We start from the raw sequence: 14,643 nt of genomic DNA, 5'->3' as shown, positions 1-14,643 counted from the left end.
CGTCGAGAAGCAACTGGATCAAGGCGGCTTGACAGCCCTCGTCAATAACGCGGGGGACGGTATCGCGGGACCGCTCGAGACCCTGCCGATCGACAGCCTGCGCCATCAGTTGGAGGTCAATGTCATCGGTCACGTCCGGATGACCCAGCACGCCCTGCCATTGCTACGTCGCGGTCAGGCGGACGGCGGCGGCAGAGTGGTGTTCGTCGGGTCGATGGGCGGCCTCGTCGCGGTGCAGCTCGCCGGCGCTTACCACGCCTCGAAGTACGCGATCGAGGCCATCGGTGACACGTGGCGGCAAGAGCTCGCGCCCGACGGGATCCAGGTGGTGATCGTGGAGCCCGGCCCCATCTCGACGCCGTTGTGGGCGAAGGTGGCCAGGACGCTCGACGCGCTGCCGCCCAGCGAGCGCTATCGGGAACGGCTGGACGCGTTCCGCGACACGCTCCGGCGGCAGAGCAAGGAAGGCGCGAGTCCGCAGACGGTCGCCGAACTGATCGAACACGCTGTCAGCGCCCCACGACCGAAGACGCGGTACGCCGCCGGGCTCGCGGCGACGGTTGTCCCGAAGGTACGACGCCTCCTTCCGGACCGGTTGTTCGACAACCTCGCGCGCCGCGCCTCGGCCAAGACGGAGTGAGTGGATGCCTGACGGGAGAGGCACCCGATCGGCGGGGTCCGTGGCCAGGCGTTTGAAGGAACTGCTGGTCGAGGGCGCTCTCGAGCTACCCGATCCGGGTACGGGACGGACGGCTGAGCGCTGGATGGCGCTGCTCGACCTCGGCCGGACGGATCTGGCTCTGGCCCGGCTGGCCGAAGGTCATACCGACGCGACCTCCATTCTGCGCCAGGCCGGTCAGGTGCCCGACCCTGATGCTCTGTACGGCGTATGGGCCGCGCGGTCGGGAGGCACCGGCGCTGTTCTGAAGGGTGACCGGCTGGGCGGCACGATCAGGTTCTGTTCAGGGGCGCATTCGGTGGACCGGGCGTTGATAGCCGCGATCGCTGAGAACGGCGACAGCATCCTGGTCGACCAGCCGTTGGCTACGCCCGGGATCACCCGCGACGCCGGAACCTGGCAGCCGTTGGGGATGGACGCATCGGACAGCCCGGACGTCAGCTTCGACGATGTTGCGGCCGGCAACCAAGTGGGGGAGCCGGGCTTCTACACCGGCAGACCCGGATTCTGGTGGGGTGGCGGAGGGGTCGCCGCGGTGTGGTTCGGTGGTTCGCTCGGGCTGGTCGAGCGAACTCAGGACTTCATCACTGGCGGCAAGGGACCGGACGACCATCAGCTCGCCCATCTCGGCGAGCTGCAGACGTCCTTGGCGGCGACCGGTGCGTTGTTGCGTGAGACAGCCGCCACCATCGACGCGGATCCCACCGCGGACCTGATGCTACGAATCTGGATGCTGCGGGCCGGCGCGGAGCAGACCGCCCGCGCGGTGGTCGACCGTGTTCCGCGAATGGTCGGTCCGACTCCGCTGTCTCGCGATCGGTCCTTCAGCCAGGCCCTGGCGGACCTTCAGCTCTATGTCCGCCAGCATCACGCCGAGCGCGATTACGCCGCGCTGGGACGGTTGGTACTCGACACGGTAGAGGGAACCAGATGACCCGGGAGTTGACGGCCGAAGCCGATTGGACGAAGTTCTTCGCCGCGCGGAAACTTCCCGGACTGGACACGTCAGCACCACGGCAGGTCGCAGTACTGGCAGCACATCCGGATGACGAGACCCTTGGCGTGGCCGGGACCGTCCAGGCCCTGCACGCGGCCGGTGCCGCGATCCGCATGATCGTGGTCAGCGACGGTGAGGCAGCGTTCCCGGCCCTTGACCTGCGGGCGCGGTCCGAGCTCGCAGCCCGGCGCCGAGTGGAGCTGACCGATGCGCTCAAGTTGCTGAATCTCGACGATGTCCGCGTGCAGTTCCTGGGCCTGCCCGATTCCGGCATCGCCGGGCACGAGGTCGAGCTGACCGAGCTCCTCAGGGAAGTGCTTGAAGACGCAGACTGCGTGCTGGTTCCCTGGCCGGAGGATCCTCATCCCGACCACGCGGCCGTCGGCCGGGCGGGACTGGCGGCAGCGCCAGTGCAAGCGCACCGGTGGTCCTACCCGATCTGGATGTGGCACTGGATGGATCCCGCCGACGAAAGGCCGCCGTGGACGCGTGCCGTCCGGTCCACGCTGTCCGCTGTCCAGCGGTCCGGCAAGGCCAGGGCGATCGCGGCCTTCGAGTCCCAGCTGGTACTGGGCCCGAACGGGGAGGCGCCGATCGTCGATCCGCTGATGCTCACCCATTTCGACCGCGACTTCGAAGTGCTGTTCCGCGAACCACCAACCGGCTCGGCTCCGATCGAGCGGTTCAGGCAGCTCTACCGCGCGGCGGATGATCCTTGGCAGACAGCCGAGGGCTGGTATGAGCGCCGTAAGCGGTCGGTCGTTCTGGCTGCACTTCCGGCTGAGCGCTACCGCCGGATCCTGGAGCCGGCTTGTGGCGTTGGCGAGCTCACTCGTGAGCTGGTGAAGCGAGCGGACGAGGTGCTCGCCTACGATCCGGTCCCTGACGCGGTGGCGCGGGCTCGGCTGGCCGCGCCGTCGGCCGAGGTGAGGCTGGGCGCACTGCCCGACGCGCTACCGGACGGCTCGGTCGACCTCGTCGTTCTCAGCGAGATCCTCTACTACCTCGGCGCTCGTGACTTCGAGGCGAGTCTGGACGGGATCATGACGGTCCTCGAGCCGGGCGGCCACCTCGTGGCCGTGCACTGGAGGCCGTGGGCGCCAGAGGGCACCCGCGACGGCGAGGCCGTGCACCGGGCCCTGCTGGCGCGAGAAGAACTCGAGTTGCTGGTCGAGCACGTCGACGCCGAGTTCCTGCTGCACGTCCTCAGGCGCAGATGATCGAAGCGATCGGCGTCGTGATCCCGGCTCACGACGAAGAACAGACGATCGGTCGATGCCTGCGCGCGCTGGCGACATCGCTGGCCGGTGTCCGGCAGCGGGTCGAGGTCTGCGTCGTCGCCGATCGGTGCACCGATGCCACTGTGTCGATCACTCGGACAGTCATGCCGACGGCGACGGTACTGGTCGTCGAGGCAGCCCGTTCCCTTGGTGAGGTACGCGATCTCGGCGTACGCGAGGTGCTGGACAGGCTGGCCGGTCATGATCCCGCTGCCGTGTGGCTGATGGGCACCGACGCCGATACCCGCGTGTCTGCCGCCTGGGTCGGCAACCAGCTCGCCCACGCCGACACGGTCGACGCCGTCACCGGTCTCATCGCCCTGGAACCAGCCGAGCATCTCAACGCCGTACTGCGCGATCGGTATCAGCAGCTGGTTGCCGCAGGCATCCGTCCGCTGGATCACGATCACGTCCACGGCGCGAACTTCGGTGTCAGAGCGAGCGCGTTCCTGGCAGTGGGTGGCTACCGGCCGCTACGGACCGGCGAGGACCGCGATCTGTGGTACCGGTTGAGAGAGGCCGGCTTCTGCACCCGGCAACCGCGGGACCTGACGGTCGCCACGAGTTCCCGCCTGGTCGGAAGAGCGACGGACGGTCTTGCCGACCTGCTGTCCGGATTGGTTTCGCCCGATCAGGTTGGACCGCCAAGGCCGGGGTACCGGGGCGCGGCTAACCCAGCCTGTTGAGGAGACACGATGCCCCCGAAACCCAAAGCCGATCAAGCTGCACCGAAGCCGGCGGGCCCGACCGGCAAGAAGGCACCTGCGGGCGGCGCGGGGGTTACGCGGGCCCAGACCGGTGACCACCTGACCACCGCGCAGGGGGTTCGGCTGCCCGACACCGATCACTCGCTGAAGGCGGGATCGCGGGGCCCGACGCTGCTGGAAGACTTCCACCTGCGGGAGAAGATCACCCATTTCGACCACGAGCGGATCCCCGAGCGAGTGGTCCACGCTCGCGGCGCCGCGGCTCATGGCACCTTCACCGCCTATGGCAACGCCGTCTCGGCGACGAAGGCCGGATTCCTGGAGAAGGGCCGCGAGACGCCGGTCTTCGTGCGGTTCTCGACCGTTGTCGGCTCGCGAGGCTCGGCCGACACAGTCCGCGACGTCCGGGGCTTCGCGGTCAAGTTCTACACCGACGAGGGCAACTTCGACCTGGTCGGCAACAACATGCCGGTCTTCTTCATCCAGGACGGCATCAAGTTCCCCGACATCATTCATGCCGCCAAGCCGCATCCGGATCGCGAGATCCCGCAGGCGCAGACGGCGCATGACACCTTCTGGGACTTCGTCTCGCTGCACACCGAGGCGACCCACCACGTGATGTGGGCGATGTCGGATCGTGGCATCCCGCGCTCCTATCGCACGATGGAAGGGTTCGGCGTCCACACCTTCCGGCTCACCAATGCCAAGGGTGCGTCATCGTTGGTCAAGTTCCACTGGAAACCGGTAGCCGGAGTTCATTCGCTGGTGTGGGAGGAAGCGCAGCTGGCAGCGGGCACCGATCCGGACTTCCATCGCCGGGACATGGCTGACGGGATCGAGGCCGGCGCGCCGCTGGAGTTCGAGCTCGGCCTGCAGGTGTTCCCTGACTCCGCCGACGAGACCTTCGAGGGGATCGATCTCCTCGATCCCACCAAGCTGGTGCCGGAGGAGCTGGCCGAGGTGCAGTTGGTGGGCAAGCTGACGCTCGACCGCAATCCGACGAACTACTTCGCCGAGACCGAGCAGGTCGCCTTCCACACCGGGAACCTGGTGCGCGGCATCGAGGTGACCAACGACCCGCTGATGCAAGCGAGGCTGTTCTCCTATCTGGACACCCAGCTCACCCGCCTGGGCGGTCCGAACTTCACCCAGCTCCCGATCAACTGCCCGCACGCGGCGGTGAACGACAACCTCCGCGACGGCATGCACCAGACCGCGGTCCACCAGGGCGTCTCGCCGTACCTGCCGAACAGCATCGACGGCTCGCCAGTTCCGGCGGCCGACGATGAGGGCGGCTACGTTCAGGTGCCTCGCGAGATCGAGGGGCAGGCCGTGCGGGAGAGTCCGGTCTCGTTCGCCGACCACTTCTCCCAGGCGACGTTGTTCTGGTCGAGCATGAGCGAGATCGAGAAGGTCCACATCGTCGAAGCTTTCACCTTCGAGCTCGGAAAGTGCTACGAGCTGCCGATCCGTGAGCGGATGCTGGGCGTGCTGGCGAACGTCGACGCCGACTTGTGCGCAGCGGTCGCGGCGGGGCTCGGGCTGCCCGCGCCATCCGGCAGGCCGACCGAGGCAGTCCCCTCTCCGGCGTTGTCCCAGCTGCCGGTGGCACCGGGTCCGATCACGGGCCGGGTGATCGGTGTGGTCGCGGCTCCCGGAGCGGATCTCGCCGGCATCACCAAGCTCCGTCGGGCGGTTGAAGCCCAACGCGCCGTACTGCGGGTCATCGCGCCCGCCGGGGGAGTGGTCAAGAGGGGCCGGTCGGAGCAGGTCGTCGAGCGGACCTTCCTCACCACGAGGTCGATCGAGTACGACGCCGTCGTGATCGCTTCGGGCATCGCCGATCTCAAGGACATCAAGCTGTCCGTCCTCCTGGCCGAGTTGTTCCGGCACTGCAAGGTGATCGGCGCCTGGGGAGACGGCGACCAGGTTCTCGCGGCGGCCGGGATCGACACCGCCGCGCCCGGAGTCCTGCTCGGCGAAGACATCGCGAAGCCCTTCACCTCCGAACTTCTGGACGCGATCGGCCTGCACCGGGTCTGGGAGCGCGCGGACCTCGTGATGGCGTCCTTCTGACCACCAGGCAACGGCCGGCCCACGCCGGCCTCCGGGAAGGTTCACAGTGAAAGCACTGACCTGTAGGGCAAGCGCAAGATCTCGTACTCCGACGTCCCGGACCCCGTGATCCAGACGCCCACCGACGCCGAGAGCGTTCGCCAGGGACGGTGCTCAGCTCGTTCTGGCCGCGCCGGGCGGCGTTCGAACCGCAAGCGCCATCATTGCTGCGGAAGGGAGTCGGCCTTCACCGCGCCTCGCTCACCGAGTGGGCGGGGTTCGCCCCTGGTGGTGTCGCGGGCTGTCTGCTCTTCGCTCTCAGCGTTGATCTCGGCGCCCAGCAGGATCGCGTAGACGGTCAGCCACAGCCAGAGCATCAGGATGACGACCGCGGCCAGGCTCCCGTAGGTCTTGGCATAGCTGCCGAACGTGGCGACGTAGAACGAGAAGCCGATGGAGGCGATCAACCAGATGATGGTCCCGACCGCCGCGCCTACGGACACCCAGCGCAGCCGCGGCGCATCGCGAGCGGGCGCCACACGGTAGATGACGGCGAGCGCGACTGTGATGAGAATCAGGGCGACCGCCAGCCTGGCGATCTCGAGCAGAACGCGAACCACTGTCGGCACACCGTCGGTGATCGCCGCCCCGACGGCGAACAGGCCGATCGCCAGCAGCAGGAAGATGATCGCCCCGAGTGTCAGGCTCAGCGCCAGCACTTTGCGGCGGACGAATCCACGGGTCTCGTCCTCGTCGTACGCGAGGTTCACTGCGGTGATCAGATAGCCCGTCCCGCCGGACGCACTCCACAGAGCAACGAGAACGGCGACGGCCAGGCCGAGACCGAGGCCTTGCCTCGGCGCCGAGGTCAGTGCGTCGATCTGCCCGAGAAGGAGGTCACGCGCCGACGCCGGCATCGCAGCTGCGAGATCCTGGGTCTGGGTTCGGATCTGCGCCGGGTCGGCGATCAACCCGTAGGCGAGAACCGCGGCCACGACCGCCGGAAACAACGAGAGAAAACCGAAGAACGCCACCCCGGCCGCGATCAAGGGCACTTGGTCGGACTTCGCCTCGGCCCACGCTCGCTTGGTGACCTGCCACCAGCCGGCGGCTGGAATCTCCGCCGGCTGGTCAGCATTCACTCCTGGTGGCCCAGGACGCTGGGGCTGGTTCATCAGCTACTGGGCGAGCCGGCCTGGCGAACCGCATCGGCCGAGTCCTTGGACTCGTGAGCGACGTGTTGCGCAGCCTCACGGCCATCCTCAGCTACTGCGGACGCCGCGTCCGAGGCGGACTGCCGAACGCTTTCGACGGCTTCCTGCGCCGGCTGCTGCAGGCTGTCCTTCACCTCCTGAGCGGCCTGGACCGCCTGCTCCTTGACCGGCTCCATCGCTTTGTCCTTGGTCTCCTGTGCCAGTTCGCGCTCTTTGGCCGAGGGCGGCAACGCGGCTGCGACGATCCACCCTGTTGCGAACGCGACCAGGCCGGCTGCGAGCGGAGTACCGCGTGTTTGTGCGCGGGCCCGGCCTGGTGCCGAGCTCACCGCATCGCCGACCGTGGACCCCGCGTCCTGGACGGATGAGGTGGCCGAGCCGGCTGAGTCGGTGACCGTGTCGCGAACCGACTCCGCGGTGCCCATCACGTGCCCCTTCAGCCGGCTCACGCCGCCCCGCGCACGCTCGACCCGTCGACCGACCATGTGGGCCGGGCTGACCTTCTCCGTCAGGGCGTCGACGTCTTGGCCGAGGTTGCGCCGGGTCTGCTCGATGTCGCGCTTCAGCTCTTCTGTGTCTTCAGCCATTTCGCGTCCTCCTTGAGGGATTCGACTGTCTGTTCCGGCTTGGGGCTGACGTCCCGTAGTTCCTTGCGACCCCGCATCGCGAGTACGGCGGCGGCGATCGCCCAGACGGCCGCGACGATCAATGCCGACCAGATGAGGTCCATCGCCTCGTCCAGAGCCCACATCGCCGTCAGGGAGAGGAAGAGGGCGACCATCCAGCCGGCGAAGGCGGCGCCGCCGAGCAGGCCGGCGCCTTTGCCGGCCTTCTTCGCCTCTGCCTGCAGTTCGGCTTTCGCCAGCGCGAGCTCCTGCCTCGTCAGCGTGCCGAGGTCAGTGGTCAGCTGCGAGACGATCTCGCCGAGCGAGTCCTCCGTCGACGCCGGATGTGAACCGTCCAGGGGTGTCGATCCGCCGATGGTCATCTCAGGTCCGGCGGGGGAGTAGTCGCTGCGACCGGTGGAGCTGTGGCCGGCGGCGGAACGAGGTACTCCTCATCGACCGGCATGGCGTACGACTGGCCGTTGCTTGTGCTCCCCGTACTCCGTCCGCCTGTGGTGCCGGTCGTCGTACCGGTGTCGCCTGCTGCCAACGCACGCGTCAGGCGACCGGCCAGCACGCCGACGATCGCGGCGCCGATCAAGAAGGTGCCGGGCTTCCTGCGAGCGAAGCCGCGAACCTCGTCCAGGAGTTCGCCTGGCTGGTGCTCCTGAAGGAAGTCAGCCGCCTGGTGGCTGAAGTCGGCCCCGTGCCCGGCCAGCTGGCTGCCCCAGCTGGATTGGCCATGCTCAGCCATTCCCCGGAGTTCGTCTGCGACGGAGCGCAGGCTTTCGGCAGCCTTGTCCTTCTGCTGGCCGGCCTGATCGACCAGTTGGTCTCGCGTCTGGCCGACCAGCTGCCGAGTCTGCCGGCGGACGTCGGAGGTCACGTCGGACGCCTTCTCCTTGACAGTGTCGGCTACTTGGCGGACGGCTTCGCCGGACGTGTCCTTGAGGTGTCCGGCTTCCTCGCGTGCGGCTCCCGTTACGCCGTCAGTCGTACCCGGCGGACTTTCGACGTCCGTCCGATGATCTGTGGTGGGCGTCATGAGATGACTCCTTCCGAAATGTTCGAGGCGCTTAGGTAGCCCGGTTCTGGCAGGTGAAACCCCTGAACTCGCACTCCTGTCACGCAGCGAGCAGCCGGTTGCGCAGATCGTCCAGAACCCGGCCGAGAATCCGGGAGATCTGCATCTGGCTGACGCCGACATCGGCGCCGATAGCCGCCTGCGACCACCCTTCGACGAAGCGCAACTCCAAGATCCGCCGTTCCCGCGAAGGCAAGTCATCCAGCGCGGGCTGCAACTGACTGACCTGTTCGAACTCGAGCAGTGTCTGGTCCTCGTTGCCCGGCACGAGATCCAGGAGCCTCAGGTCGCCGGCCGGATCAAGCGGCTGGTCGAGCGATAGCAGGTTGAAGTATCCGTGCGCGGCGGATGCTCGTTCGACGTCCGCTACATCGACCTGAAGCCGGTTGGCGATCTCCCCTGAGGTCGGCTGGCGGCCGAGTTCCTGTTTGAGCTGGGGTGCGGTGGTGGCGATCAGCCGTTGGAGTTCCTGCAATCGGCGCGGGATCCGGATCATCCAGGCGTGGTCGCGGAAGTACCGCTTGACCTCGCCCCGGATGGTGGGGATGGCGAAACCGAGGAAGGGGACGTCAAGCTCCGGCCGGTAGCGATGTGCCGCGCCGACCAGGCCCAGACTGGCAGCTTGTTCGAGGTCGTCCAGGTCGACGCCACGGTTGCGATAGCGGGAAGCGATCGAGCGCGCGACATCGGCGTTCAGCTCCACCGCTTGTTCGAGCAGTCGATGCCGTTCGATTTCGTCGGTGGATCGCCCACGACGTTCAAGCAGTGCCTTGGTCGATGCTTCCCGCACAGCGCGCTGCTCCGGCGAGAGAGTGACTTCGAGCGGGGAAAAAGGATGGCAGGGAAGGGTAGTCACTGGTACCTCGGAAAGTTGAGCGTTACGTAGCAGCCACCTTCCGGACCACTAGCGAACAAGGCAGCCGGTACCCTGCACCCACACCCCCGATGCACCGAACAGCGCTGACACGACGAAGTGCACAAGTTCGGTCTCGAACTGAATAGCGCTGGGTACCGGATCAGATTCAGAGGTCGAATGCACGGTTCCTGACGCTGGCTTCTCAACGCCGGGAACCTGAACGACCCCGCCTCTCGAGCGACCGAGCGTCCTGCACGGTCGGTGCCCAGAGGTAATCCTCGAGGACGCGCGTCAGGGGTGGGACGTCTTCCTGCGCGAGAGATCACGCGACAGGGCGATGCCGGCACCGATCATTCCGATACCGAGCACTAGGTGGAGCCAGTTGTCGGCAGTGTTCAGCGGCACGAAGTTCGCGGTGCTGGCCCGGTCGATGACTGCACCGTAGATCCACAGCACCAGGTACACCGCTCCGCCACCGATGAGGTACATAAGGGCTTGGGGGGCCGATCGCGCCAGGGCAAGTCCGACGATGCCGAACAGCAGATGGACAATGTTGTGCAGGATCGACACCTGGAACAACCCGAGCAGCATGGCCCCGGAGTGGTGGCCCCCGAACATCATGCTGTCGTAGTCGGTCGTGATGCCAGGGATGAACCCGAGAACTCCCACGGCGAGGAAGACGACGGCTATCGCCGTCGTGGCCCTTTGGATCGGTGTTGCGGTCATGCTGGACGGCCTGGTCTGCGACATGCTCGAGCTTCTTCCTGTGGTTCGCCGGGCAGCTGAAACGCCCGACAGGGGTGGCCAAAGACCTGTTCGCGACAGTCGGTACCCCGGCCGAACCTCGGTCTGTCCGAGTAAGCGACGAAGAGGGCTTCGGATAGGTCGGATCGGGTACTCGCGAGGTATGGATGACTCAGCTCTGGCCGAGACAGCTCGACGGCTGTCGAGGTCGCTGACTCCAGGTGACCTGGACCATACGCTGAGCCGCATCACCGCGGCCGCGGTCGAGGTCCTGGACGAGGTGGACTACGCCAGCATCACGGTGAAGCACAGCGATGACAGGCTGGAGACGGTCGCGCCCACCGATGACGTGTTGTGGGGCGTCGACGCGGCGCAGTACGAGCTCCACGAGGGGCCCTGTTACGAGGCCGCGACCGACAGCGTGCATGTTCTCGCGCCGGATCTGGCCGCTGACGAGCGATTTCCGCTGTATGCGGCCAGCGCCGTGGCGGCAGGGATTCGGGCGCAGGCCGGCCTTCGGCTCTTCGACGCGCCGAGATCGCAGGGCGCGCTCAACCTCTACTCGACCACCGTCGGTCAGTTCGAGGACCTCAGTGCCATCAACCAGCTCTTCACCCACCAGTCGGCCATCGCGATCGGGTACGCGCGGGAGATCCACAATCTGCAGGAAGCGCTGCACACACGGCGGACGATCGGCCAGGCGATCGGCATCGTGATGGAGCGATACGCCCTCACCGACGAGCGGGCCTTCGCCTTCCTCACCAGGCTCTCCCAGCACGGGAACGTCAAGCTCAACCGGCTGTCCGAAGAACTCGTCGCCGACGCCGGACGCAAGGGCGGACAAGACCACCGCCGCGCATAGGTGCCACGATCGGGCGGATTTTGAACCACCCTGGGTTTCGGTCGATGGTCGGCAAGCGCGAGGGAGTTGGGCGTTGACAGGGGTGGTTGTCGCGAGGATGGTGAGCGGCAAGAGGGCGTATGCGGGTGGTTGTCTCAGGCGTGTTCGTCGGAGACAACTATGAGTGGCCGGGGGGCTGCTGCAGGGGGCTCACTCGCATGGCGTCCATGAGTGCTACCAGACGTACCGCGCTTGTCGCGGGCGTGTTCTTCCAGCCGGTTCTGCGCGATGGCAGTTATCTGGTCGGGTCCGGTGGTCAAACGCCAGAACCACAGCATCGCACTCGGCTACGTCTGCGGACGGCTTCTGGAGGCCGCGATCATCGTGGTCGGCGCCGTCAGCGTCCTCACGGTCGTCACACTTCGCCAGGACCTGGCCGGTACTGCGGACGCCGGCAGCGCCGGGGTCGCCACAGTCGAGCGTGCTCTGGTGGGGATCCACGACTGGACCTTCCTGCTCGGGCCGAGCTGGGTCCTGGGAATCAACAGCTTCCTGCTGGCCTATCTGATGTATCGAGCAGACCTGGTACCGCGGGCCATCACGGTACTGGGGATGGTCGGAGGCTCGATCACGTGCTTGTCAGCGACCGCGATGCTGTTCGGGGTCTACGGGCAGGGCGTCCACACGGTCCTGGCGCTCCCGGTGTTCGCGTGGGAGGTCAGCGTGGCGATCTGGATGATCGCCAGGGGCTTCAAGCAGTCGGCGATCACCGCGCTGAGATCCCCTGAGGTCGAAGGAAGGACACCGCTGCCTCTCGGCTGAGACGCAGTGGCCAGGGGTGTCTTCCCGTCCGAGGATCCCTTCTCATCAAGCAAGTCCGCTGGGAGATGGTTGTAGTGGCAACATCTGTGGTTTATCCCGTGCACGTGAATGCCGCGCTGGATCCGAAGTCGTCGAGGTGGCTGTGGTTGGTGAAGTGGGTCCTGGTGATCCCGCACTACGTAGTACTGGCGTTCTTGTGGCTCGGCTTCATGCTCTGCTCTGTCGTCGCGTTCTTCGCGATCCTCTTCACCGGCCGCTATCCGCGCGCCATCTTCGACTACAACGTCGGCGTGATGCGGTGGTCCTGGCGGGTGACGTACTACGCCTACGGCGCGCTCGGCACCGACCAATATCCGCCCTTCACCCTGCGGGAGGTCGAGGACTATCCCGCACACCTGTCCGTCGATTACCCCGAGCGCCTGTCCCGGGGGCTGGTGCTGGTGAAGTGGTGGCTGCTCGCGATCCCGCACTACATCATCGTCGGCGTCTTCGTCGGTGGTGGAGCGTGGGCTGCCAACCGGTCCGACAACTGGCAATGGAACGTCGGCGGCAGCGGTGGACTGGTGGGGATCCTTGTGATCATCGCCGCGATCATCCTTGCGTTCACCGGCGCCTATCCTCGACCGCTCTACGACCTGATTCTCGGCATGAACCGTTGGGCACTACGGGTCGCGGGCTATGCGGCCCTGATGACGGATGTGTACCCGCCGTTCCGCCTCGACCAAGGCGGCGGCGACCCTACCCTTGCCGTTCCGCCTGTCTCGGGCGGCGCACCAGAGCCGGTCGAAACGACACCCTGAACCGCAGCGGACGGCTGTCTGCTGGTGGCAAAAACCGAAGCCTGGTAGGCGGTTGGCGACCTACTGTTGCCGCATGCACTCAACGATGACGGGCACGGCTGCCGGCGTACCGTTCACTGCTTTGGCGCCGGCTGGCGAGGGGCCGGCGCCGTTGGTAGTTACGTGGCACATGTTGGATGCGCCGAGGACGGACGCTGCGTTTGCTGCCGCGTTGCCGATGAGCGACTTGCCCGCGTGGCGGGTGCACCTTGGCATGCCGATGTGTGGGGCGCGGATGGTCGACGGCAGTACTGCGGCCATCGAGGAGTTGTTTCACCAAGACCCGCTGATGTTGTTTCTGCACCCGTTCGTCCGGCAGGCGACGGAGGAGTTCCCGGCCGGTGTTTAGCCGACGCCGACGGTTTGGTGGTCGGGGTCGATGACGAGGGCGACGCGTTCGTCTCCTCTTGGGTACGGCGAACCGGTGTACTTCCTGGCCAGGCGATCGACGATCTCCCAGCCCGCATCACCGTCGATCCATTCGACCACCCGCCCGCGAATGACAACGGGCTCGAACGGGTTGTCGACCGGCGCGATGGACAGTGCCACCCGCGGATCCCGGCGCAGGTTGCGGGCTTTGCGCATCCCCGGACCGGTGAAGAAGACGATGCGGTCGCCGTGGGTGCCGACGAACACGGGAGCGGTATGAGGTGAGCCGTCCGGGAGGACGGTGGCGACGTGTCCGATCGACGTGCCGTCGAGGACGCGGCGTACGTGGGGATCAAGCATGGGGTGCTCCTTCAGCGAGGGTTTTCGGCGCGCCACGCGACGTAGTCGGCGACCGCCTTGGCGACATCGAAGGTCGGCGTGAAGCCGGTGTCGTGGGTGAGCCGGGCGATATCGAGGTACGGGTTGTCGCCAGGACCGTCCTGCCGTCCGGGGAGGACGTCGAGCCGCAGGCCGGGGGTGATCGCTTCCAGGGCGTCCGCGAGCTCGCGGTTGGTGTGCGGCCGGCCGCTGGAGACGTTGTAGGTGTCGTGCCGCAGGGTTTCCGTGGTCATCAGTAAGGCGATCGCGCGTCCGGCGTCGGGGGAGTAGCAGAAGTCACCACCACCGGCGGCGTACAAGGGCCGCGGCTTCTCACCGCGGAGCACAGCGCTGATGTACGGCGGGATCGGGTTGAACGGTGATTCCGGATCCATCAGCGGTCCCCAGGTGCTCCCGATCCGAAGGACGACCGGTTGAACGCCACTGCCTTGGAGGCTGTGCGTGGTCAGTGGCTCGACGGACTTCTTGAAGGCGACGATCAGGTGCGGCAGCGCCACAGTCGGCAGATCGAGCTCCTCATGCCAGGGGATCTCGCTCCGTCCGATGTACACGCCCAGGCTGCTGGCGACAGCGCACCTGCGGACGCCCCAGGTGCGGGCGGCGTCCAGTGCGTTGAGCAGGCCGGCCAGGTCCTTCCGAAAGAAGCTGACCGGGTCCTCGGGGATGCTGCCGGCGAGATGGACGATGTCGCTGACCGCGTGACGTTTGCCGAGGGCAAGGAAAGCTTCGGCGTCGGTGACGTCGAGGGATTCCACGGTCACCTTGCCGTCGAGGAACGACGGGATCTCGGCCTGGCGATGGGAGGTGACGACGACCTCTTGGCCTAGATCGACGAGTGCGCGGGCGGTATGAGCGCCGATCATGCCCAGCCCTCCGGTGACGAGGATCATCGGATCACCTCGTAGTAGAGGTGGGTCACACCGGGCGCCGGGATGGCCTCCAGGAGCCGGAGGTCAGCGCTCCGCCGAACTCGTCGCTGCCGTCGGGAGTGCGGCCACTGATGTAGCCGTCGACCGAGACGGCGTGGGCGCTGATGACCTTGCTCATAGCTCTCCTTGACTGATGATCAGATGGCTTGCGGGAAGGTGAAGAACCGGTGCGGGTCGTAGGCGCTCTTGACCGCGGTCAGCCGTGGACAGTTGCCTGCGTGGT

Annotated in this window: 19 protein-coding genes; 9 read left to right on the top strand and 10 right to left on the bottom strand. The window is 66.7% G+C overall.

Annotation, left to right across the window (positions count from 1 at the left end; translation table 11 throughout):
- The 5 genes from VFG33_RS17105 to VFG33_RS17085 form a co-directional block, all read left to right on the top strand.
- Positions 1-640: SDR family NAD(P)-dependent oxidoreductase (locus tag VFG33_RS17105; protein ID WP_325053871.1), on the top strand; the 640-nt coding region annotated here is incomplete at its 5' end.
- 4 nt (positions 641-644) lie between these two features.
- Positions 645-1,613 carry an acyl-CoA dehydrogenase family protein gene (locus VFG33_RS17100; protein ID WP_325053870.1) on the top strand — a complete coding sequence of 323 codons (969 nt, stop codon included), beginning with the start codon at positions 645-647 and terminating at the stop codon, positions 1,611-1,613.
- The gene (locus VFG33_RS17095; protein WP_325053869.1) at positions 1,610-2,896 is read left to right on the top strand and encodes a PIG-L family deacetylase; all 1,287 of its coding nucleotides are present in this window, start codon (positions 1,610-1,612) and stop codon (positions 2,894-2,896) included. Before VFG33_RS17100 ends, VFG33_RS17095 begins: the two co-directional genes overlap by 4 nt.
- The gene (locus VFG33_RS17090; RefSeq protein ID WP_325053868.1) at positions 2,893-3,642 is read left to right on the top strand and encodes a glycosyltransferase family 2 protein; all 750 of its coding nucleotides are present in this window, start codon (positions 2,893-2,895) and stop codon (positions 3,640-3,642) included. The genes VFG33_RS17095 and VFG33_RS17090 overlap by 4 nt, the downstream gene beginning before the upstream one ends.
- Before the next feature lie 9 nt (positions 3,643-3,651).
- A complete protein-coding gene (locus VFG33_RS17085; protein ID WP_325053867.1) occupies positions 3,652-5,739 on the top strand; it encodes a catalase in 2,088 nt (695 codons plus the stop codon).
- A gap of 200 nt (positions 5,740-5,939) precedes the next feature.
- On the opposite strand, the gene VFG33_RS17080 is transcribed toward VFG33_RS17085, so the two are convergent.
- The 6 genes from VFG33_RS17080 to VFG33_RS17055 all read right to left on the bottom strand — a co-directional run bounded on the left by VFG33_RS17080 (position 5,940) and on the right by VFG33_RS17055 (position 10,227).
- Entirely contained in the window at positions 5,940-6,860 is a 921-nt protein-coding gene (locus VFG33_RS17080) for a YihY/virulence factor BrkB family protein (RefSeq protein WP_325053866.1), read from the bottom strand.
- Positions 6,861-6,892: 32 nt separating this feature from the next.
- Positions 6,893-7,519 carry a DUF3618 domain-containing protein gene (locus VFG33_RS17075; protein WP_325053865.1) on the bottom strand — a complete coding sequence of 209 codons (627 nt, stop codon included), beginning with the start codon at positions 7,517-7,519 and terminating at the stop codon, positions 6,893-6,895.
- Entirely contained in the window at positions 7,495-7,920 is a 426-nt protein-coding gene (locus tag VFG33_RS17070; RefSeq protein ID WP_325053864.1) for a phage holin family protein, read from the bottom strand. The genes VFG33_RS17075 and VFG33_RS17070 overlap by 25 nt, the downstream gene beginning before the upstream one ends.
- Positions 7,917-8,582: a hypothetical protein gene (locus VFG33_RS17065; RefSeq protein ID WP_325053863.1), complete on the bottom strand. Its 666-nt coding sequence runs from the start codon at positions 8,580-8,582 to the stop codon at positions 7,917-7,919. The genes VFG33_RS17070 and VFG33_RS17065 overlap by 4 nt, the downstream gene beginning before the upstream one ends.
- 79 nt (positions 8,583-8,661) lie before the next feature.
- Positions 8,662-9,411: a sigma-70 family RNA polymerase sigma factor gene (locus VFG33_RS17060; protein WP_325053862.1), complete on the bottom strand. Its 750-nt coding sequence runs from the start codon at positions 9,409-9,411 to the stop codon at positions 8,662-8,664.
- Between the two features lie 357 nt (positions 9,412-9,768).
- The gene (locus tag VFG33_RS17055) at positions 9,769-10,227 is read right to left on the bottom strand and encodes a DUF4383 domain-containing protein (protein WP_325053861.1); all 459 of its coding nucleotides are present in this window, start codon (positions 10,225-10,227) and stop codon (positions 9,769-9,771) included.
- A gap of 157 nt (positions 10,228-10,384) precedes the next feature.
- On the opposite strand from VFG33_RS17055, the gene VFG33_RS17050 reads away from it, so the two are divergent.
- The 4 genes from VFG33_RS17050 to VFG33_RS17035 all read left to right on the top strand — a co-directional run bounded on the left by VFG33_RS17050 (position 10,385) and on the right by VFG33_RS17035 (position 13,072).
- Positions 10,385-11,083, top strand: a complete 699-nt coding sequence (locus VFG33_RS17050; RefSeq protein ID WP_325053860.1) for a GAF and ANTAR domain-containing protein — start codon at positions 10,385-10,387, stop codon at positions 11,081-11,083.
- 267 nt (positions 11,084-11,350) lie between these two features.
- A complete protein-coding gene (locus VFG33_RS17045) occupies positions 11,351-11,884 on the top strand; it encodes a DUF4386 domain-containing protein (RefSeq protein WP_325053859.1) in 534 nt (177 codons plus the stop codon).
- Positions 11,885-11,958: 74 nt separating this feature from the next.
- Positions 11,959-12,684 carry a DUF4389 domain-containing protein gene (locus VFG33_RS17040; protein ID WP_325053858.1) on the top strand — a complete coding sequence of 242 codons (726 nt, stop codon included), beginning with the start codon at positions 11,959-11,961 and terminating at the stop codon, positions 12,682-12,684.
- 217 nt (positions 12,685-12,901) lie between these two features.
- Positions 12,902-13,072 carry a hypothetical protein gene (locus VFG33_RS17035; protein WP_325053857.1) on the top strand — a complete coding sequence of 57 codons (171 nt, stop codon included), beginning with the start codon at positions 12,902-12,904 and terminating at the stop codon, positions 13,070-13,072.
- Here VFG33_RS17035 and VFG33_RS17030 read toward each other — a convergent pair.
- The 4 genes from VFG33_RS17030 to VFG33_RS17015 form a co-directional block, all read right to left on the bottom strand.
- Positions 13,069-13,452 carry a PPOX class F420-dependent oxidoreductase gene (locus VFG33_RS17030; RefSeq protein ID WP_325053856.1) on the bottom strand — a complete coding sequence of 128 codons (384 nt, stop codon included), beginning with the start codon at positions 13,450-13,452 and terminating at the stop codon, positions 13,069-13,071. The genes VFG33_RS17035 and VFG33_RS17030 overlap by 4 nt on opposite strands.
- Before the next feature lie 11 nt (positions 13,453-13,463).
- Positions 13,464-14,381 (bottom strand): NAD-dependent epimerase/dehydratase family protein, encoded by a 918-nt coding sequence (locus tag VFG33_RS17025; protein WP_325053855.1) that lies wholly within the window; start codon positions 14,379-14,381, stop codon positions 13,464-13,466.
- 25 nt (positions 14,382-14,406) lie between these two features.
- Positions 14,407-14,538: a hypothetical protein gene (locus VFG33_RS17020; protein ID WP_325053854.1), complete on the bottom strand. Its 132-nt coding sequence runs from the start codon at positions 14,536-14,538 to the stop codon at positions 14,407-14,409.
- A gap of 19 nt (positions 14,539-14,557) precedes the next feature.
- The coding region (locus VFG33_RS17015; protein WP_325053872.1) for a BBE domain-containing protein at positions 14,558-14,643 on the bottom strand (86 nt) is incomplete at its 5' end.

It is taken from the genome of Kribbella sp., from assembly GCF_035687465.1.
GTDB lineage: Bacteria > Actinomycetota > Actinomycetes > Propionibacteriales > Kribbellaceae > Kribbella.
Note: the sequence above shows the minus strand (reverse complement) of the source record. Positions and strands in the feature narration are given on the sequence as shown.